Genomic DNA, 17,977 nt, shown 5'->3' with positions numbered 1-17,977 from the left:
CGATGCTCGAACTCGATTCCACCCTGGCCCAGCATATCGTCGACCGCGCCATGGCCATCCTGCCCTACAACATCAATGTGATGGATGCCCAGGGCATGATCATCGGCAGCGGCGATCCGGCGCGCCTGCACACGCGCCACGAAGGCGCGCAACTGGTGCTGGCCAATCGGCGGGTGGTGGAAATCGACGAGCAGGCCGCCGCCTGTCTGCGCGGCGTCAAACCGGGTGTCAATCTGCCCTTGCTGCAGGCCGACGGCTTGATCGGCGTGCTCGGCATCACCGGCGCGCCCGAGGTGGTACGCCCTTACGCCGAACTGGTGCGCATGGCCGCGGAGATGCTGGTCGAGCAGCGCCAGCTGCAGGCCGAGCGGCACTGGCAGCGCCACCAGCTGGATGCCTGGCTGCGTCAGCTGTTCGATCCTGGCGTTGCCCCGGCGACCCTGGCGGCGGATGCCGAACGCCAGGGCCTGAGCCTGACCTGGCCACGCCAGGCCTGCCTGCTGGAGCTGCAGGAGCAGGGCGAGCCACTGGCCCAGCAGGCGCGCCTACTCGGGGCGCTGAGCGGCAAGAGCGAGCACCTGTGCGCCCCCCTGGGCGTGCGTGAACTGCTCTGGTGCCGGCCGTTGCTGCCGGGGCGTAGCGACAGCCAGTGGCTGGAGCTGGCCGACGAGCGCGGCTGGGGCGTCGCCCGCCTGCTGCTCAGCGATCCGCTGCATTCCCTGGAGCAACTGCAGCAGGCCTGCCTGGCGCTGCGCGATCTGCAGGCTTTCGCCCGTGCCCGTTACCCGGCGCAACGCGTCATCCACCTGGCGGAGCACCGCTTGCCGACCCTGTTGTATGCGCAGCGCCATAGCTGGCTGTTGCAAGGCTGGCTGGCCCCGCTGAAGCAGGTGCTGGCGCAGGACGGCAATGGTGTGCTGCGCGCCACCCTCGAGGCCTGGTGTGCCCATGATGGCCAGGTGCAGAGCTGTGCCGCCGCCCTGGGCATTCACCGCAACACCTTGCGCTACCGCCTGGAACGCATTGCCGAACTCAGTGGTGTGGAACTGACGCGCCTGGATCGGCGCCTGCAGCTGTCGCTCGGCTTGGGTCTTATCGAGCCTGATGGTGCGTCTGCACAATAACGACGCATGCTTGTGGCGATCTTGTGGTGCGTTCGAACAGGGCGCTTCCCGGCTGCGCTGAGTGACAATGCCGTGCCATAACAACAATGAGGACACCGGCATGGTTCTGGTTCTGATCCTGGTCGCGCTGATCGCATTCATCGTGCTGTCGACCACCCGTCTCAAGTTGCATCCCTTCCTCGCGCTGCTGGCGGCCGCCCTGATTGCCGGCTTCGCCTACCAACTGCCTCATCAGGACATCCTCAAGACCATCGCCACCGGCTTCGGCGGCATCCTGGGCAATATTGGCATCGTCATCGTGCTCGGCACCATCATCGGGGTGATTCTCGAACGTAGCGGTGCGGCCATCACCATGGCGGAGACGGTGATCAAGCTGCTCGGTGAGCGTTTCCCGACGCTGACCATGTCGATCATCGGCTATATCGTTTCCATCCCGGTGTTCTGCGATTCCGGCTACGTGATCCTCAACTCGTTGAAGAATGCCTTGGCGACGCGTATGAAGATTTCCGTGGTGGCCATGAGTGTGGCCCTGGCGACCGGCCTGTATGCCACTCATACCTTCGTGCCGCCGACCCCTGGCCCGATCGCCGCTGCCGGCAACCTTGGCCTGGGTTCGAGCCTGGGGCTGGTGATCGCCGTCGGTCTGGTGGTGGCCTTGGTCACTGCGCTGGCCGGCATGCTGTGGGCCAATCGCTTCATCGGCAAGGACATTGCGCTGGAGGACGACGGCACGCCGCTGCCGGCCGCCGATGATTTCGCAGTCCTCAAGGCGCAGTACGGAAAGCTGCCCGGCGCCATGCAGGCATTTGCCCCGATCTTCGTACCGATCCTGCTGATCTGCCTGGGCTCCATCGCCGTATTTCCGAGCAAGCCACTGGGCGACGGTGCGCTGCTGTCCGTGCTGAGTTTCCTCGGTCAGCCGGTGATGGCGCTGCTGGTCGGTCTGGTGCTGGCTTGTACCCTGCTCAAGGGCAACGGCAAGCGTCAGCAACTGCACGACCGTGTCGCCGATGGCATTCTCTCCGCGGCGCCGATCATTCTCATCACCGGCGCCGGTGGGGCCTTCGGTGCCGTGCTCAGCGCCACGCCGCTGGGCAGCTACCTGGGCAATACGCTGTCGGCGCTGGGCATCGGGCTGTTCATGCCGTTCCTGGTCGCTGCCGCGCTGAAGACCGCCCAAGGCTCCACCACCGTAGCACTGGTTACCACCTCGGCGATGGTCGCGCCCTTGCTCGGTCAACTCGGTCTGGACAGCGAGATGGGGCGGGTGCTCACGGTGATGGCCATCGGTGCCGGCGGCATGACTGTGTCCCATGCCAACGACAGTTTCTTCTGGGTCGTCACCCAGTTCAGCCGCATGCCGGTGGCCGTGGCCTATCGCGCGCAAACCATGGCGACGCTGATCCAGGGCGTGGTCGGCATCAGTACGGTATGGCTGCTGAGCCTGGTGTTGCTGTAAGAACAGGTTCTAAGAACCTGCTCAGGATCCACTGCGCGTGGATCCGCTTCTGAATCGTTTCCCCCGGGACGCCTGTCGGGCGTCCCGCCGTTACCGAGGTCACCCTATGAAAATCGTCATTGCTCCTGATTCCTTCAAGGAGAGCCTGAGCGCGCCCGACGTCGCCGAGGCGATTGCCCGGGGTTGGGCGAGCGTGTATCCGCAGGCCGAACTCTGTCTCTGCCCGATGGCCGACGGTGGCGAAGGCACGGTGGATGCCGTGCTGGCGGCCACCGGCGGCGAGCGCCGCGAGCTGGCAGTGCGTGGCCCGCTGGGCACGCCGGTCACGGCGCATTGGGGCTGGCTGGACAAGGCCACGGCGGTGATCGAGATGGCCGCCGCCAGCGGCCTGCACTGGGTGCCGAGCGAACAGCGCGACGCCACGCTGACCAGCAGCTACGGCACGGGGGAGCTGATCCGCGCCGCGCTGGATGCCGGTGCCGAACGCATCATCCTCGGCCTGGGCGGCAGCGCGACCAACGACGGTGGCTGCGGTTTGCTGCAGGCGCTGGGCGCGCGTTTCCTCGACAGCCGGGGACAGGAACTGCGGCCGGGCGGCGCTGCGTTGCTCGAGCTGCAGCGGATCGACCTGAGCGCTCTCGACGAGCGCCTGGGGCGCGTGCAGGTCGAAGTGGCCGCCGATGTCGACAACCCGCTTTGCGGGCCTCGTGGGGCGTCGGCGATCTTCGGCCCGCAGAAGGGCGCCAGCCCCGAGCAGGTCAAGCTGCTGGATGCGGCCCTGGCCCGTCTGGCCGAGGTCGTCGGAGCTGCGCTGGGCGAGGACTTCAGCAACGTCCCCGGGGTTGGCGCCGCCGGTGGACTGGGCTTCGCCGCCAAGGCCTTTCTCGGTGCCAGCTTCCGGCCGGGGATCGAACTGGTCGCCGAGCTGTCCGGGCTGGCCACGGCCACGGCGGGGGCCGATCTGGTGATCACCGGTGAGGGGCGTCTGGATGCGCAAAGCCTGCACGGCAAGACGCCGGTCGGCGTGGCGCGGGTGGCGCGTGCCTGCGCAGTGCCGGTGATCGCCCTGGCCGGCAGCCTGGGGGAGGGCTATCAGGCCCTGCGTGAAGCCGGCATCGACGCCGCCTTCAGCCTGGCGCCCGGCCCGATCACCCTGGAACAGGCCTGTGCCGACGCGGCCCTGGAGCTGGAAGCCCGCGCCGCCGATCTCGCCCGCTTCTGGCGCCTGGCGCAGGCGGCCCGCTGAGTGCCGCCCGGCCGCGTGCTTGCGCGGCCGTCGCGGGAGGTCCGCTGGTGTCGTCTTGATCCCTGGCCTGCAAGAGCCCGTTCGCAATCAGGGTTCGCCTGTAGGCGCGTCGACCCCGGCGCGATGCGCTGGCGGCCATGCTGCAAAAACGCGCGATGGCCACGATTCGCCGCGAGGTCGTGACTCCTACACGAATGTGGCCATGCTGCACGCTTATTGCTGAATCCCGTGTAGATACCGCGCGACCGACCTTTGATCGGTGTCGCGACACGAATGCGTGGCTTGTGCGTGGCATGGCCGGGCGGTGACAATGCCCGGCAGGGCAATCGTGTCTGCCATCCCCCCTGGTCGGTCTCGTAAGCAGGCCGTCCACAGCCTGCACGGCTACACTGATAGCAGTGGCTCGCCTCAGGGATGGCACGTCTGCTTGCAAGGCTCGTGGGATGCCGCTGTACCGCTGCTGAACGAGTCGCAATTTATTCGACAATCAGGGTGAGCGTCTTGAAGGCGGCGCGGTCTATACGCTATCAGTCAAGTCTGGAGAATCGTCATGCATAAACCTGGTATTTTCGCCGTCCTGTTTGCCGCAGCGACGCTCACTCTGGGCGGCTGTGCCTCGAGCCTGACCGGTGATACCTATTCACGCGACGAAGCCCGTACCGTACAGACGGTGCGCATGGGCACCATCGAATCCCTGCGGCCGGTGAAGATCGAGGGCACCAAGACCCCGATCGGCGGTGGCGCCGGTGCGATCATCGGCGGTGTCGCCGGCAGTGGCGTCGGCGGCGGTCGCGGTTCGGCCGTGGCGGCTGTCATCGGTGCCGTGGCGGGTGGCTTGCTGGGCGCCGCGTCGGAAGAGGGCCTGACCCGTACCCAGGGCGTCGAGATCACCGTACGTGAAGACGACGGTAGCATGCGTGCCTATGTCCAGGCGGTAGAGAAGGACCAGATCTTCCGGGTGGGCGAGCGTGTGCGCATTCTCACGGTCGATGGTACCAGCCGCGTTACTCATTGAAGCCGCATGGCCTCACTCAGGCATCTATAGCCGGGTAACCTTCCATCGAGCCGGATCAGCCTCGCGTTGATCCGGCTTTTTATTCGTCCTCGGTTCGCTCCGAAGCATCGAGCGAACTCGGCATCTGGTATCCATCGCCATGCTCATGGACAAAGACTAAACGCTCTATCAGTGAATGGCGGACAGGTGATATTTTTTAGTAATAATTCTATTCATGACCTGGTAACGATAGTTAAGGATAATCGACAAGCTTTTGGCTGAAAGGCCCTGAAGGCCTGTTTTAAACGCTGCGGCGCGGTAAAAAGGTGTCGAACGCCTGGGCGTTTCCACAGTCAGTTAGACCGGGCCGCAAGGAATGCCAGTCCGCAGACAATTGCTGTCAGGCTGAGCTGGCCTGTTCGAATCGGCATCACGCACACCATTGCAGGGATAGACCGGCGCACAACGCGGCAGGTCGCTCGTGCAGGCACTGACTGGCCGCCAGGCCGTATGGCGGGCTTGTATAAGGAGTTTAGTGGATGGCGCTTGCGCTGATCATCGCCTTACCCTTTCTAGGAATCTGTTTGCCGCTCCTGGCCGACCGCCTGGGGCGTTCGTTGTGCGCGCTGGCTGCTGCGGTGGGCCCGGCGGCGGCGTTGACGCTGTTGTGGATGCAACAGCCGGCGGTGTTCGCTGGCGAGTTGCAGGTGGTGAGCCTGGAGTGGCTGCCGGCCCTGGGCCTGAATCTGAGCCTGCGCCTGGACGGGCTGGGATTTCTCTTCGCCCTGCTGATTCTCGGCATCGGTCTGCTGGTCATTCTCTACGCGCGCTACTACCTGGCCAAGCATGAGCCCATGGGGCGCTTCTTCGCCTTCCTGTTGCTGTTCATGGGCGCCATGCTGGGCGTGGTGCTGTCGGAAAACCTGTTGCTGATGCTGGTGTTCTGGGAACTGACCAGCCTGTCTTCGTTTCTGCTGATCGGCTTCTGGAACGGCAGCTCCGATGCCCGCCGCGGCGCCCGCATGGCGCTTACCGTGACCGGCGGTGGCGGTCTGGCGCTGCTGGCCGGGATTCTCCTGCTCGGCCACATCGCCGGCAGTTTCGAACTGAGCCAGGTGCTGGCCGCCGGCGATGCGATCCGCGCCCATGCCCTGTATCCGCTGGCGCTGATCCTGGTGCTGCTCGGCGTGTTCACCAAGTCGGCACAGTTTCCCTTCCATTTCTGGCTGCCCCAGGCGATGTCGGCACCGACCCCGGTGTCGGCCTATCTGCATTCGGCGACCATGGTCAAGGCCGGGGTGTTCCTCCTGGCCCGCCTGTACCCGGCGCTGTCCGGCACCGACTGGTGGTTCTACCTGGTCAGCCTGACCGGCATGGCGACCCTGCTGTTCGGTGCCGGCATGGCGCTGTTCCAGCATGACCTCAAGGGCCTGCTGGCCTACTCGACCATCAGCCACCTGGGCCTGATCACCCTGCTGTTCGGCCTGGATACCGAGCTGGCGACCGTGGCGGCGGTGTTCCACATCATCAACCACGCGACCTTCAAGGCATCGCTGTTCATGGCCGCCGGGATCATCGACCATGAAACCGGCAGCCGCGACATGCGCCGTATCGCCGGCTTGTGGAAGTACATGCCGCACACGGCGATTCTGGCCATGGTGGCGGCCTCGGCGATGGCCGGGGTGCCGCTGCTCAACGGCTTCCTGAGCAAGGAGATGTTCTTCAGCGAAACCCTCAGCCAGGATCTGCTGGGCAGTTTCAACTGGATGATTCCGGCGGCGGCGACCCTGGCCGGGGTGTTTTCGGTGGCCTATTCGCTGCGCTTCATCCATGACGTGTTCTTCAATGGCGAGCCGGTCGACCTGCCCAAGTACCCGCCCCACGAGCCGCCGCGCTACATGAAGATCCCGGTCGAGGTGCTGGTGTTCATGTGCCTGCTGGTGGGCATGTTGCCGGCCTATACCGTGGCGCCGCTGCTGGCTTCGGCCGCCTCGGCGAGCCTGGGCGGCGAGCTGCCCTATTACAGCCTGGCGGTCTGGCACGGGCTCAACCTGCCCCTGGCGATGAGCGTGGTCGCCCTGGTTGGCGGGATCATCGTCTATGCCTGCCGCGAACCGTTGTTCCGCTGGTACAACGGCATGCCGGAAATGGACGCCAAAGTGCTGTTCGAGCGTGCCATGGGCCTGTTGGTCAAGAGTGCGCGCTGGCTGACCGGCCTGCTGGAAAGCGGTTCCCTGCAGCGTTACATCGCGCTGATGCTGCTCAGCGCCCTGGTGCTGATCGCCGTGGCCCTGGCGCCGCTGCGGCGCCTGGCCGGCGACCTGCCGCTGACGCCGCTCGATGGCATCACCGTGCTCGGCATGCTGGTGTTGTGCGTGATGGCGGTGCTCACCGTGGTGTTCCACCGCAATCGCCTGAAAGCGCTGATGACCCTCAGTTGCGCGGGGCTGATGGTGGCCCTGGCGTTCGCCCGCTACTCGGCGCCGGATCTGGCCCTGACCCAGCTCTCGGTGGAGGTGGTGACCATCATCCTGCTGGTGCTGGCGCTGTTCTTCATGCCCGACCGCACGCCGATGGAGTCCAGCAGCCTGCGTGGTCTGCGCGACGTGCTGCTGGCCGGCGGCAGTGGCGTCGCCGTGGCCATGCTGGCCTATGCGGTCATGACCCGGCCCTACGACAGCATCGCCTCGTTCTTCCTGGAAAACAGCGTCAGCGGTGGTGGCGGCACCAACGTGGTCAACGTCATCCTGGTCGACTTCCGCGGCTTCGATACCCTGGGCGAGATCAGCGTGCTGGCCATCGCCGCGGTGGGCATCTACGGTTTGCTGGCCGGCCTGCACCTGCCGCATCCGGAGCATGACCCTAACGGCAAGGCCTGGTCGCGCGACAGCCACCCGATGATCCTCGACAGCATCGCCCGGGTCCTGCTGCCGTTGGCGCTGCTGGTGTCGGCGTTCATCTTCCTGCGCGGGCACAACCTGCCAGGTGGCGGTTTCATCGCCGGCCTGATCACCGCCATCGCCCTGATCCTGCAGTACGTGGCCCATGGTGTGGAGTGGACGCAGCGGCGCCTGCCCTGGAGCTTCCACAGCATCGCCGGCCTCGGCGTGATGATCGCCGGGCTCACCGGGCTGGGCAGTCTGGCCTTCGGCTTCCCGTTCCTGACCTCGGCCTTCGATCATTTCCACATTCCACTGCTCGGTGAAATCGAGCTGGCCAGTGCATTGTTCTTCGATCTGGGCGTGTACCTGGCGGTGGTCGGCGCGACGCTGCTGATCCTGTCCAACATCGGTCACGTCAGTCAGGACGAATCGAGCAAGGAGGTACTCTGATGGAAGCGTTGTTCGCCATGACCCTGGGCGTGCTCACCGCCAGCGGCGTGTACCTGTTGATGCGCGCGCGCATCTACCCGGTGGTCATGGGTCTGACCCTGATCTCCTATGCGGTCAACCTGTTCCTGTTCGCCATGGGCCGGCTGGATACCGGGGTGCCGGCGGTGATCGGCAAGAGCGCCGAGTACGGCGATCCGATTCCCCAGGCCCTGGTGCTCACGGCCATCGTCATCGGCTTCGCCATGACCGCCTTCGTCGTGGTGCTGTCGCTGCGGGCCCTCGGTGAGCTGCGTACCGATCACGTGGATGGCGAGGAGCCACGTTGATGAATCATGCGTTGATCCTGCCGATCCTGTTGCCGCTGTTCGTCGGCAGCTTCCTGTTGATCCGTTCGCGGCTGTCGCTGACCAGCAAGCGCTGGATTTCCCTGCTGGCCACCTGGGCCCTGCTGCCGATCAGCGCCTGGCTGGTGCTGCAGGCCGATGGCGGTACGTTGCAGGTGTATGCCCTGGGCAACTGGCAGGCGCCATTCGGCATCGTGCTGATGCTCGATCGCCTGGCGGCGCTGATGCTGCTGGTGACCGCCGTGCTCGCCGGTTTCGCCGTGCTCTACGCGGTGCGTGGCGATGACGAGCGCGGGCCGAACTTTCACGCCTTGCTGCAGTTCCAGCTGTTGGGCATCAACGGCGCCTTCCTGACCGGCGATCTGTTCAACCTGTTCGTGTTCTTCGAGATCCTGCTGATCGCCTCTTACTCGCTGCTGGTATACGGCGGCGGCCCGGCGCGGATCAGGGCAGGGATGCATTACGTGGTACTGAACCTGGTCGGTTCGGCGTTCTTCCTGATCGGCGTAGGCATGCTCTATGGTCTGCTCGGCACCCTGAACATGGCCGACCTGGCGCTGCAGGTCGCCGCCGCCGATGCCGACCGTGCGCCCCTGCTGGCCGCGGCCGGATATCTGCTGCTGATCGTGTTCGGCCTCAAGGGCGCGATCCTGCCGCTGTACTTCTGGCTACCCAATGCCTATGCCGCGGCCACGGCGCCAGTGGCGGCGCTGTTCGCGATCATGACCAAGGTCGGCCTGTACGCGATCATCCGGGTGTTCACCCTGATCTTCGGCGCCGAGGCCGGCGGCCTGGCCAACCTGATCCTGCCCTGGCTGTGGCCGCTGGCCATGCTGACCCTGGCCGCCGGCGTGGTCGGCGCCCTGGCGGCGCGCAACCTGCAGGTGATGCTGGGGTATCTGGTGATCGTCTCGGTCGGCACCCTGCTGGCCGGCGTGTCCCTTGGCAGCGCGCAGGGCCTGAGTGCCACGCTGTTCTACCTGATCCACAGTTCCTGGGTGTGCGGGGCATTGTTCCTGCTGGCCGACCTGCTGGCGCGCCAGCGCGGCGAGCTGGGCGCCGCGTTGCGCAAGGGACCGGCACTGCTGCACCCCTTGTTGCTCGGCGGCCTGTTTTTCGCCGCTGCCATCTCCGTTGCCGGCCTGCCGCCGTTCCCCGGTTTCCTCGGCAAGCTGATGCTGTTGCGCTCGGTGGAAAACTGGCAGCAGGCGCTGCAGCTGTGGCCGGTGGTGCTGGTCGGTGGCCTGGGCATGGTCATCGCCCTGGCGCGTGCCGGCAGCACGCTGTTCTGGCGGTCGACGGGTGAGCCATCGCCGAGCGCCGAGTTCGATCGCGTGCGCGCCCTGGCGGTGCTCGGGCTGCTGGCCTGCAGCCCGCTGCTGGTCGTCGCTGCCCAGCCGGTGCATGACTATGTACAGGCGGCGGCGCAGCAGTTGCTCGATGTCGACAGTTACCTGCAGATCGTCCGTGGAGGTGGCGCATGAGCCTGTCCAGATGGTTGCCGCACCCCATGCTGACCCTGCTGTTGACGGGCGTCTGGCTGTTGCTGGTCAATGCGCCGAGTCTCGGGCACCTGCTGCTGGGGGCCTTTCTCGGCTGGGGCATCGCCCTGCTGTGCAGTGGCTTCATGCTCGAAGTGCCGCGCCTGCGCCGGCCGCTGCGCCTGTGCACCTACATGCTGATGGTGCTGTGGGACATCGTGGTCGCCAACCTGCACGTGGCGCGCCTGGTGCTGGGCAGTACGCGCAAGCTGCGGCCGGCGTTCGTCGAGGTGCCCATGGACATCGAGAACGAGTTCGTGCTGTCGGTACTGGCCTGCATCGTCTCGTTGACGCCGGGTACGGTGTCGTCCGGACTCAGCGCCGATCACAAGACCCTGTTGCTGCACGGCCTGGACGTGGCCGATGACGAGGCGCTGATCGCCCAGGTCAAATCGCGCTACGAAGCCCCGCTGATGGAGATTTTCGAATGCTCGACTACGTGATTCCGCTGTGCCTGACGATGATGGGCGTGGCCGTGCTGCTCAATGTGATCCGCCTGATCCGCGGGCCCGATATGCCGGATCGGGTGCTGGCGCTCGACACCCTGTACATCAACGCCCTGGCGTTGATCGTGGTGTTCGGCATCTGGCTGCGCTCGGATCTGTTCTTCGAGGCGGCGCTGCTGATCGCCGTCATGGGTTTCGTCGGCACGGTGGCGGTGGGCAAGCACCTGCTGCACGGCGAGATCATCGACTGACTGGAGGTATTTCCCATGCCATTGTGGATCGAAGTACTGGTCGCCTTTTTCCTGCTGGTGGGCTGTTCCTTCGCCCTGATCGGGGCCATCGGCCTGTATCGCCTGCCGGATTTCTTCACCCGCCTGCACGGGCCGACCAAGGCCACCACCCTGGGGGTGGGCAGCATGGTCATCGCCTCGATGATCTTCTTCGGCAGCTACAGCGAGGGCCTGAGCTTTCACGAACTGCTGATCACCCTGTTCCTGTTCATCACCGCGCCGGTCAGTGCGCATATGCTGGCCAAATCGGCCATGCAGCAGAAGGTCAAGCTGCTCAAGCGCACCCGGGGGCGCCCCTGGGAGTCTTGATCTCACTCGTTCATGAGATATGATTCATTTTCAATCGTATCTCATAATTTATCGGCAGGAAGGCACCATGACTGCTCCCGCTAAAACGCGATCCGTTACCGCACACGTTCCGGTGCAACTGGCCGATCAGATCGACCTGATGGCGGAGCGTCTCGAGCGCTCCAAGAACTGGATCGTCAGGCAGGCGCTTGTGGCCTGGATCGAGCAGGAAGAGGAGCGCAGCCGTCTCACTCGCGAAGCCTTGGCTGATGTGGATGCGGGGCGAGTGATCGACCATCAGGCTGTTCAGGCCTGGGCCGACAGCCTGAGTACCGACACCCCACTGCCAGCGCCGCGCTGATGGCATTGCGGTGGACGGGCAGGGGACTTTCCGACCTCGCCAGGCTCTATGACTACCTGGCGCTGGTCAATCAGCCCGCTGCTGCAAGAACGGTTCAGCAACTCACTGCCGCACCCGTTATCTTGTTGAGCAACCCGCGTCTCGGCGAACGCTTGGAAGAGTTCGAGCCTCGGGATGTGCGACGCATTCTGGTCGGGCGCTACGAAATGCGTTATGAGATTGTCGATTCGACCCTCTACCTGCTGCGCGTCTGGCACACCCGCGAAGATTGCTGATCGCCGCTGGCCAGCGGGCCGGCGTATCACCTTATGACTCTGGCTGCTCGGCCAGAATTGTCCGCGCCACCCCTTCCGCCACGCGAATGCCATCGACACCCGCCGAGAGGATGCCGCCGGCGTAGCCCGCGCCCTCGCCGGCAGGGAACAGGCCGCGCACGTTGAGGCTCTGCAGGTCTTCGCCACGGGTGATGCGCAGCGGCGACGAGGTGCGCGTTTCGATGCCGGTCAGTACCGCATCGTGCAGGTCGAAGCCCTTGATCTGCTTGCCGAAGGCCGGCAGGGCCTCGCGGATCGCGGCGATGGCGAAGTCCGGCAGCGCCGGCGTCAGGTCGCCCAGCCTGACCCCTGGCTTGTACGACGGCTCGACGCTGCCCAGGGCGCTGCTCGGCCGCCCGGCGATGAAATCACCGACCAGTTGCCCCGGCGCTTCGTAGCTGCTGCCGCCGAGCAGGTACGCCTGGGATTCCAGACGTTCCTGCAGTTCGACCCCGGCCAGCGGGCCGCCGGGATAGTCCTGCTCCGGGGTGATGCCGACGACGATGCCGGCGTTGGCATTGCGCTCGTTGCGCGAGTACTGGCTCATGCCATTGGTCACCACCCGGTGCGGTTCGCTGGTGGCGGCGACCACGGTGCCGCCCGGGCACATGCAGAAGCTGTATACCGAGCGGCCGTTGCTGGCGTGGTGCACCAGCTTGTAGTCGGCGGCGCCGAGCTTCGGATGGCCGGCGTACTTGCCCAGACGGGCACGGTCGATCAGCGTCTGCGGGTGCTCGATGCGGAAGCCCACCGAGAAGGGCTTGGCCTCCATGAACACGCCCCGTGCATGGAGCATGCGGAAGGTATCGCGCGAGCTGTGGCCGAGGGCGAGGATGACGTGGTGGCTGAGGAGCCGCTCGCCGTTCTCCAGTTGCACACCGGTGAGCTGGCCGTCTTCGATGAGGACATCGCTGACCCGTTGCTGGAAGCGTACGTCGCCGCCCAGCGCCTTGATCTCCTCACGCATGCTGGCGACCACGCCGGTGAGGCGGAAGGTGCCGATATGCGGCTTGTTGACGTAGAGGATCTCCTCCGGCGCGCCGGCCTTGACGAACTCCTCCAGCACCTTGCGCCCATAGTGCCTGGGGTCCTTGATCTGGCTGTACAGCTTGCCGTCGGAAAAGGTGCCCGCGCCGCCTTCGCCGAACTGTACGTTGGACTCGGGATCGAGCACGCCCTTGCGCCACAGGCCCCAGGTGTCCTTGGTGCGCTGGCGCACCTCCTTGCCGCGCTCGAGGACGATCGGACGCAGGCCCATCTGCGCCAGCAGCAGCGCGGCGAAGATGCCGCACGGGCCGAAACCGACCACCAGCGGGCGCTGCTCGGGGCGCGCCTCGGCGGGGATGCTCAGGGGCTTGTAGCGGGTATCCGGGGCGATGCCGATCTGCCGGTCATCGGCGAAGCGGGCCAGCAGCGCCGCTTCGTCGCGCACCCGGAAGTCCAGGGTGTAGATGAACGGCATGTCGCCGGACTTCTTGCGCGCATCGTAGCTGCGCTTGAACAGGGTGACGTCGAGCAACTCGTCATCGGCGATGCCCAGGCGCTGCAGCAGGGCAGGGCGGATGGCGTCGTCGGCGTGATCCAGGGGCAGTTTCAGTTCGGTGATGCGCAGCATGGGGAGTCCACCTTTCAGGGCCGGAGGCAACCCGGCAGCTTTTTCGAGGGCGGCGATTATGGACGAAAAAGCGCGCTCAGGCTGCAGGCAGGATGCCTCCGACGGCGGTATCGGTCACGGACGTACGCAGGAATGGCCTGGATCGGGGTGCGTATCACGCCGGCAGAGCTGGCGCCTAATACTGATCGGATAAGGGTTTGCCTTATCTCCCATTGCGCAGAGCGGGCTTTTTGTAGGAGCGCCGACCTCGGCGCGATGCGTTGGTGGCCATTTCACAAAGCGTGTCATGGCCACCAATCGCCGCGGGGTCGCGGCTCCTACAGGGCCCAGGCGCTTAACCGACCGGCATTGGCCCGACGCCCGCTATCCCGAGGCGCGGTCAATCGTCGCGCGCGCCGCCGAAGTAGGCGCAGCCGCGCATCAGTTGGCCGTTGAGGCGCAGCTCGGCGCTCATGTGCTGCACGGCGCCGCTCATGCTGTCGACGCAGTGCTGGGGCGCGATCCACAGTTCGACCCGCTGGCCGTTGGCTTCGCTGCTCAGGTTGAGACGGCCTTCGGGCAACTGTTCTTCCATGTAGGGCAGCGCCAGGGGCTGGCGATCCGGGCCGCTGAGCACCATGCCCTGGTTGCTCACGGTGACGCTCCAGAACGGCTCCTGGCCGCTGGCGCGCAGGATGGTGCGTTTGAAGTTGGGGTCATCGCAGCCATGGCCCTCGAGCTGCAGGCGGTAGACGCGGCTGAGCTCCAGCTGCCCGTCGCTGCCGCTCAACTGGCTGGCGCCCAGGCGCCCGCGTACGTCGGCGAACAAGGGGCCGCTGCCATCCGCCAGCAGCTCGCGACTGTCCTGGGCGATGCCGGTATCGCCTTCGGCGATGACGAAACGGCGCTGTTCCTGGCAGGGCTTGAGCCACAGCTGGCCGCCTTCGCGGCTCAGTTCGCCCTGCAGCCGGGTCTGCTGGCTGGCCGGATCCACCGGTTTGCCCTGGTACACCTGGCAACCGGCGAACAGTGGCAACAGGCTGAGGACTATGAGTTTGCGGCTGATGTGCATCGTGGCTCTCCGATCGGCGAGCGGCCACGTTACCGAGGCGGCGGGGCAATCTCAAGGGAGATGGAGGCGATGATCCAGGGCCGGCGGGTTCGCCGCGAGAAGGTGGACGGTGTGGTCGAACGCCCTGGCCGCAAGAACGCGCTGAAGCATGACGCCTTGGCCATCGTAGTTGCGGCGGCGCTTCGGCCACCGCCGTGAGCTGCAGGCTTAGCGCGACTCGATACCGAGCGGGCGCATGAAGCTGCGTTCATAGCTGAGGATGCAGCGGGTCTGTTCGGCGTAGGCGAAGGCGGCCAGGCATTCCGGGTCGGCCATGGAGAGGCCGCGATAGTGCTCGTAAGCCGCCAGGCTGGGGAAGCTGAACAGCGCCAGGGCGACGTTGTTGCTGCCTTCGCTGGGCAGGAAGTAGCCATGGTGCTGGCCGCCGAACTTCTCCACCAGGGGGATCCACAGCTTGGCGTAGTGTTCGAATTCGGCGAGTCGGTAGGGGTCGATGATGTAACGCAGGTAGCAGGTGATCATGTACGTTTCCTCAGGCGGGGCGGGCAGCATAGCCCAGCTCGCACTTCCTGGTCAGAAGCGGTACTCGGGTTTGCACAGCGCGACGATGAAATACAGGGTGGTCAATAGCCACATGATCACGGCGTACAGGCGAATCTGCTCGGCCGTCCAGTGCGCGGCGAACCAGTCGATGATCAGGTAGGCCTTCCAGCCTTCCAGCCAGCGCGCGCCGCCCCAACTGATCAGCCATTTCCAGAACAGGCTGTTGAGCAGGTAGAACAGAATGAAGGTGTAGGTCTGCATGGTCGATCCATCGCTGCAAGGATTTTCGCCTGTGCGAGTGTGCCTGGCATCGGGCAACGCTACGCGGTCGTGCCGCATATTCCGCTGCAGCCGTTACCGCCTTCGGGGCCGTCTCAGCTGTTCAACAGGCGCTCCAGCAGCCAGGAGGCCGCCGGGCCGAGTGGGCGTTCCCGCGACCAGACCACGTCCACCGGCACCTGCTTGGGCCAGCCGTTGACCGGCAGTTCCCGCAACCGGCCCTCGGCGTAGGTGCTCACCAGGTGCCGCGGCAACGCCGCCCAGCCGAAGCCCAGGGAAGCCATCTCCAGCAGCATCAGGTAATCGGGCGCCGACCAGCAGCGTCCGCCGCTGCCGGGTAGATCGTCCAGCGGCGTTTGCTGATCCGCCACGCTGCTCAGGCGCAGCACGCGCCAGTTGGCCAGATCCGCCAGGCCGACCCGGGGCAGTCGCGCGAGGAGGTGAGTGTGGGCGACGAACAGGCCGAAGTCCGCACAGCCGGCCACGCTGGCGGAAGCCAGCTCCGGCGGGTAGCTGCTCTGCGCGGCGAGCAGGCCAAGGTTGCCGCGGCCCTGGCCAACCAGATCGAGGACGTCGCCCTGTTCGGCGATCACGCACTCGAATTCCAGATCTGGATAGCGCTGGTCCAGTTCCTTCAGGCGCGCTTCGTATTGCCCCGACTGGTAGGCGTCCGAGAGCACCAGGGTGAGCTTCGCTTCCAGCCCCGCGGCCAGTTGCCCCGCCTGGCGGGCCAGGCGATCCGAGGCGGCTAGTACGTCCTGTACCCGGGCCAGCAGGCTGCAGCCGGCGTCGGTCAGGGTCAGTTGGCGGGGGCCACGCACGAACAGCTCGACGCCCAGGTCGATTTCCAGGCGGGCAATGGCTTCGCTGACGGTCGACTGGCTCTTGCCCAGGCGCCGTGCCGCGGCGCTGAACGAGCCGGTGGCGGCGGCCTGGGCGAAGGCCTGGAGAGATTCGGGAGAAAAGTTCATATCGGTTTTACCGATGGCAGTTAACTTTTGGCTGGCAGTTTTTCCGATGAGAATAGCGCCTCGTTCAGCGCCTTGCGAGTAACAGACATGAGTCAGTCCCAACCGATCGCCAAACGCTCCCTGAAGGAGCGCGTACTGCACGCCAGCCTCTTCGAAGTGATCGCCGTGGTGGTCTGTGCGCCCTTGCTGGCCTGGTTGATGGGCAAATCCCTGGCCCATATGGGCGCCCTGACATTGATGTTCTCGGCCATCGCGATGCTGTGGAACATGCTGTTCAACCTGCTGTTCGATGCCGCCCAGCAGCGCATGGGCTTCCAGCGCGGGCTGTGGGCGCGCCTGAGCCATGCCGCGCTGTTCGAGGCGGGGCTGATCCTGGTACTGGTGCCGCTGGCGGCCTGGTGGTTGTCGATCGGCCTGCTGCAGGCGCTGTTGCTGGATATCGGCCTGATCCTGCTCTTCCTGCCCTACACGCTGGGTTTCAACTGGGCCTATGACGTCCTGCGTGCGCGTTAAAAGACAGCCGCAAGCCATAAGCTTCAAGCTTCAAGCGAAATGCGCTTTTATCTGAACCTGTGGCTGGCAGCCCTGCGGCCATGATCGTTGCGACTAGGACTAGACTGAGACAATAGCGCGCAGCTTGACCCGATGCGTTCGAGCGGTAAGCTGCGCGCCCTCGGACCCCGACAAGGTAAGGGCATGGCCAGTCAAAGCATCATCGTTCCACAGATTTCCAGCTTCCCCGGCCACGAAGGCAAGGCGCGGCTGATACTGCGCTGGCTGAGCAAGCGCGAGATCATCGCGCCGCTGGCGTCCACCTGCGGCCGAGGCCCGGGCGGCATGGCCTATGCCATCGCGCCGGGGGCCAGGCGCATCGTCGAACACCCCGAGTTGCTGCCGTTCGGGCAGGCCATCAACGGCCTGGAAATCGTCTATTGCCCGTGACGGTCTCCATGCAGGTCGGAATGTGAAACCAAGAGTCTCACTGGATGACCCGGGTTCGCATCCCGATGATGGGACGTCATGGTAATCGCTATCCTTGGTGGCGTTGACATTTTTTCGGGGAGCGCAGCCAAGCCTTGCCGTTTCCCGGTCGTCCCACACCCGAACGCAACCCGAACCGGCGGCCTCTACAATGATCGATCCCCACTTGCGCACCGCCCTGCAGCCGCTGGCCTTTCCCGCAGCGGCAGCCGGCGTATTCATCGTGGTGGCATGGATGTTCTTTTCGATGGCTGGACAGGTGCGCATCCCCTACGATCCCGAAGCCCTGTTCACCCGGTCCGTCTATGTCGACCGGATCGAAAACCATCGCGAACGGGTCCCGCATAAATCGCAACGGCCGGGATATTTACATCGACCGGCCAGATCCCTTCTGGCCGATGCCTATCCGGGCGTCTCCTTCAGGCTGAGTGGGCCCGCCGTTTCCATTTCCGTGCCGGTGGAGACCTATCTGGACCTGACCCTGACGCGCGATCCGGTCGAAGCCAGCCGCATGCACCGCGAGAATCCCGGCTCCACATTCGTCATCGATGTGGTCGGGGTCCGTCACAATGGCAGCGTGCTCGCCGAACCCGTCGCGGAATACGAGCAGCTGGCCGCCCGCAAGGCGAGCTACGGCAATCTCGGCATCGCGGCCCTGCTGCTGGCGCTTGTCCCGGCCGGCATTCTCGTCCTGCGTATTCGCAGATTTGTCGCGGCCCTCTGAACGCGTGCAGAATCTTCCGGGAATTCTTCGCCCGGGGCCAAGGTCGGCGCGCCTCCGGGCGTCTGGTATGAAAA

The 17,977-nt window shown here is 65.4% G+C and carries 19 protein-coding genes and 1 pseudogene; 15 read left to right on the top strand and 5 right to left on the bottom strand.

Going from position 1 to position 17,977, the window contains the following annotated elements; genetic code table 11:
* Positions 1–2 precede the first annotated feature (2 nt).
* The 12 genes from DNK34_RS10610 to DNK34_RS10555 all read left to right on the top strand — a co-directional run bounded on the left by DNK34_RS10610 (position 3) and on the right by DNK34_RS10555 (position 11,700).
* The gene (locus DNK34_RS10610) at positions 3–1,124 is read left to right on the top strand and encodes a sugar diacid recognition domain-containing protein (RefSeq protein WP_131174688.1); all 1,122 of its coding nucleotides are present in this window, start codon (positions 3–5) and stop codon (positions 1,122–1,124) included.
* Between the two features lie 100 nt (positions 1,125–1,224).
* Positions 1,225–2,583 (top strand): GntP family permease, encoded by a 1,359-nt coding sequence (locus DNK34_RS10605; RefSeq protein ID WP_131174687.1) that lies wholly within the window; start codon positions 1,225–1,227, stop codon positions 2,581–2,583.
* 106 nt (positions 2,584–2,689) lie between these two features.
* Entirely contained in the window at positions 2,690–3,829 is a 1,140-nt protein-coding gene (locus DNK34_RS10600) for a glycerate kinase (protein WP_131174686.1), read from the top strand.
* Positions 3,830–4,379: 550 nt separating this feature from the next.
* Positions 4,380–4,844: an outer membrane lipoprotein gene (locus DNK34_RS10595; protein WP_131174685.1), complete on the top strand. Its 465-nt coding sequence runs from the start codon at positions 4,380–4,382 to the stop codon at positions 4,842–4,844.
* Between the two features lie 518 nt (positions 4,845–5,362).
* Entirely contained in the window at positions 5,363–8,155 is a 2,793-nt protein-coding gene (locus DNK34_RS10590; protein ID WP_131174684.1) for a monovalent cation/H+ antiporter subunit A, read from the top strand.
* Positions 8,155–8,481 (top strand): Na+/H+ antiporter subunit C, encoded by a 327-nt coding sequence (locus DNK34_RS10585; protein WP_131174683.1) that lies wholly within the window; start codon positions 8,155–8,157, stop codon positions 8,479–8,481. The genes DNK34_RS10590 and DNK34_RS10585 overlap by 1 nt, the downstream gene beginning before the upstream one ends.
* A complete protein-coding gene (locus DNK34_RS10580) occupies positions 8,481–9,983 on the top strand; it encodes a monovalent cation/H+ antiporter subunit D (RefSeq protein ID WP_131174682.1) in 1,503 nt (500 codons plus the stop codon). Before DNK34_RS10585 ends, DNK34_RS10580 begins: the two co-directional genes overlap by 1 nt.
* Positions 9,980–10,483 carry a Na+/H+ antiporter subunit E gene (locus tag DNK34_RS10575; RefSeq protein ID WP_131174681.1) on the top strand — a complete coding sequence of 168 codons (504 nt, stop codon included), beginning with the start codon at positions 9,980–9,982 and terminating at the stop codon, positions 10,481–10,483. Before DNK34_RS10580 ends, DNK34_RS10575 begins: the two co-directional genes overlap by 4 nt.
* Complete coding sequence (locus tag DNK34_RS10570; protein WP_131174680.1) at positions 10,468–10,737, top strand: K+/H+ antiporter subunit F; 270 nt, start codon at positions 10,468–10,470, stop codon at positions 10,735–10,737. Before DNK34_RS10575 ends, DNK34_RS10570 begins: the two co-directional genes overlap by 16 nt.
* 15 nt (positions 10,738–10,752) lie before the next feature.
* The gene (locus DNK34_RS10565) at positions 10,753–11,085 is read left to right on the top strand and encodes a Na+/H+ antiporter subunit G (RefSeq protein WP_131174679.1); all 333 of its coding nucleotides are present in this window, start codon (positions 10,753–10,755) and stop codon (positions 11,083–11,085) included.
* Positions 11,086–11,152: 67 nt separating this feature from the next.
* On the top strand, positions 11,153–11,425 hold the full coding sequence (locus tag DNK34_RS10560) for a CopG family ribbon-helix-helix protein (RefSeq protein WP_131174678.1): 273 nt from the start codon (positions 11,153–11,155) through the stop codon (positions 11,423–11,425).
* Positions 11,425–11,700, top strand: coding sequence for a type II toxin-antitoxin system RelE/ParE family toxin (locus DNK34_RS10555; RefSeq protein ID WP_131174677.1), 276 nt, complete (start codon positions 11,425–11,427; stop codon positions 11,698–11,700). Before DNK34_RS10560 ends, DNK34_RS10555 begins: the two co-directional genes overlap by 1 nt.
* 31 nt (positions 11,701–11,731) lie before the next feature.
* On the opposite strand, the gene DNK34_RS10550 is transcribed toward DNK34_RS10555, so the two are convergent.
* The 5 genes from DNK34_RS10550 to DNK34_RS10530 all read right to left on the bottom strand — a co-directional run bounded on the left by DNK34_RS10550 (position 11,732) and on the right by DNK34_RS10530 (position 16,198).
* The gene (locus DNK34_RS10550; RefSeq protein WP_131174676.1) at positions 11,732–13,354 is read right to left on the bottom strand and encodes an NAD(P)/FAD-dependent oxidoreductase; all 1,623 of its coding nucleotides are present in this window, start codon (positions 13,352–13,354) and stop codon (positions 11,732–11,734) included.
* A gap of 379 nt (positions 13,355–13,733) precedes the next feature.
* Complete coding sequence (locus DNK34_RS10545) at positions 13,734–14,405, bottom strand: COG3650 family protein (RefSeq protein WP_131174675.1); 672 nt, start codon at positions 14,403–14,405, stop codon at positions 13,734–13,736.
* A 207-nt stretch (positions 14,406–14,612) separates the two neighbouring features.
* The gene (locus tag DNK34_RS10540; protein WP_131174674.1) at positions 14,613–14,927 is read right to left on the bottom strand and encodes an NIPSNAP family protein; all 315 of its coding nucleotides are present in this window, start codon (positions 14,925–14,927) and stop codon (positions 14,613–14,615) included.
* 51 nt (positions 14,928–14,978) lie between these two features.
* The gene (locus DNK34_RS10535) at positions 14,979–15,209 is read right to left on the bottom strand and encodes a hypothetical protein (RefSeq protein ID WP_131174673.1); all 231 of its coding nucleotides are present in this window, start codon (positions 15,207–15,209) and stop codon (positions 14,979–14,981) included.
* Between the two features lie 113 nt (positions 15,210–15,322).
* The gene (locus DNK34_RS10530; protein ID WP_131174672.1) at positions 15,323–16,198 is read right to left on the bottom strand and encodes a LysR family transcriptional regulator; all 876 of its coding nucleotides are present in this window, start codon (positions 16,196–16,198) and stop codon (positions 15,323–15,325) included.
* An 87-nt stretch (positions 16,199–16,285) separates the two neighbouring features.
* On the opposite strand from DNK34_RS10530, the gene DNK34_RS10525 reads away from it, so the two are divergent.
* The 3 genes and pseudogenes from DNK34_RS10525 (at position 16,286) to DNK34_RS10515 (ending at position 17,903) form a co-directional block, all read left to right on the top strand.
* The gene (locus tag DNK34_RS10525; RefSeq protein ID WP_131174671.1) at positions 16,286–16,711 is read left to right on the top strand and encodes a multidrug/biocide efflux PACE transporter; all 426 of its coding nucleotides are present in this window, start codon (positions 16,286–16,288) and stop codon (positions 16,709–16,711) included.
* A gap of 183 nt (positions 16,712–16,894) precedes the next feature.
* A pseudogene (locus DNK34_RS10520) lies at positions 16,895–17,128 on the top strand (sugar ABC transporter ATPase); the annotation flags it as partial.
* 202 nt (positions 17,129–17,330) lie between these two features.
* A complete protein-coding gene (locus tag DNK34_RS10515) occupies positions 17,331–17,903 on the top strand; it encodes a hypothetical protein (protein ID WP_131174670.1) in 573 nt (190 codons plus the stop codon).
* Positions 17,904–17,977: the final 74 nt, after the last annotated feature.

Source organism: Phytopseudomonas dryadis (assembly GCF_004327355.1).
In the GTDB taxonomy this organism is placed as follows: Bacteria; Pseudomonadota; Gammaproteobacteria; order Pseudomonadales; family Pseudomonadaceae; genus Aquipseudomonas; species Aquipseudomonas dryadis.
This window is presented reverse-complemented; position numbering and strand designations above follow the sequence as displayed.

Bases quoted from the DNA above. Each gene is read 5' to 3' on its own strand.
- DNK34_RS10610 (WP_131174688.1), top strand. From the start codon at position 3: ATGCTCGAACTCGATTCCACCCTGGCCCAGCATATCGTCGACCGCGCC.
- DNK34_RS10605 (WP_131174687.1), top strand. From the start codon at position 1,225: ATGGTTCTGGTTCTGATCCTGGTCGCGCTGATCGCATTCATCGTGCTG.
- DNK34_RS10600 (WP_131174686.1), top strand. From the start codon at position 2,690: ATGAAAATCGTCATTGCTCCTGATTCCTTCAAGGAGAGCCTGAGCGCG.
- DNK34_RS10595 (WP_131174685.1), top strand. From the start codon at position 4,380: ATGCATAAACCTGGTATTTTCGCCGTCCTGTTTGCCGCAGCGACGCTC.
- DNK34_RS10590 (WP_131174684.1), top strand. From the start codon at position 5,363: ATGGCGCTTGCGCTGATCATCGCCTTACCCTTTCTAGGAATCTGTTTG.
- DNK34_RS10585 (WP_131174683.1), top strand. From the start codon at position 8,155: ATGGAAGCGTTGTTCGCCATGACCCTGGGCGTGCTCACCGCCAGCGGC.
- DNK34_RS10580 (WP_131174682.1), top strand. From the start codon at position 8,481: ATGAATCATGCGTTGATCCTGCCGATCCTGTTGCCGCTGTTCGTCGGC.
- DNK34_RS10575 (WP_131174681.1), top strand. From the start codon at position 9,980: ATGAGCCTGTCCAGATGGTTGCCGCACCCCATGCTGACCCTGCTGTTG.
- DNK34_RS10570 (WP_131174680.1), top strand. From the start codon at position 10,468: ATGCTCGACTACGTGATTCCGCTGTGCCTGACGATGATGGGCGTGGCC.
- DNK34_RS10565 (WP_131174679.1), top strand. From the start codon at position 10,753: ATGCCATTGTGGATCGAAGTACTGGTCGCCTTTTTCCTGCTGGTGGGC.
- DNK34_RS10560 (WP_131174678.1), top strand. From the start codon at position 11,153: ATGACTGCTCCCGCTAAAACGCGATCCGTTACCGCACACGTTCCGGTG.
- DNK34_RS10555 (WP_131174677.1), top strand. From the start codon at position 11,425: ATGGCATTGCGGTGGACGGGCAGGGGACTTTCCGACCTCGCCAGGCTC.
- DNK34_RS10550 (WP_131174676.1), bottom strand. From the start codon at position 13,354: ATGCTGCGCATCACCGAACTGAAACTGCCCCTGGATCACGCCGACGAC.
- DNK34_RS10545 (WP_131174675.1), bottom strand. From the start codon at position 14,405: ATGCACATCAGCCGCAAACTCATAGTCCTCAGCCTGTTGCCACTGTTC.
- DNK34_RS10540 (WP_131174674.1), bottom strand. From the start codon at position 14,927: ATGATCACCTGCTACCTGCGTTACATCATCGACCCCTACCGACTCGCC.
- DNK34_RS10535 (WP_131174673.1), bottom strand. From the start codon at position 15,209: ATGCAGACCTACACCTTCATTCTGTTCTACCTGCTCAACAGCCTGTTC.
- DNK34_RS10530 (WP_131174672.1), bottom strand. From the start codon at position 16,198: ATGAACTTTTCTCCCGAATCTCTCCAGGCCTTCGCCCAGGCCGCCGCC.
- DNK34_RS10525 (WP_131174671.1), top strand. From the start codon at position 16,286: ATGAGTCAGTCCCAACCGATCGCCAAACGCTCCCTGAAGGAGCGCGTA.
- DNK34_RS10515 (WP_131174670.1), top strand. From the start codon at position 17,331: ATGATCGATCCCCACTTGCGCACCGCCCTGCAGCCGCTGGCCTTTCCC.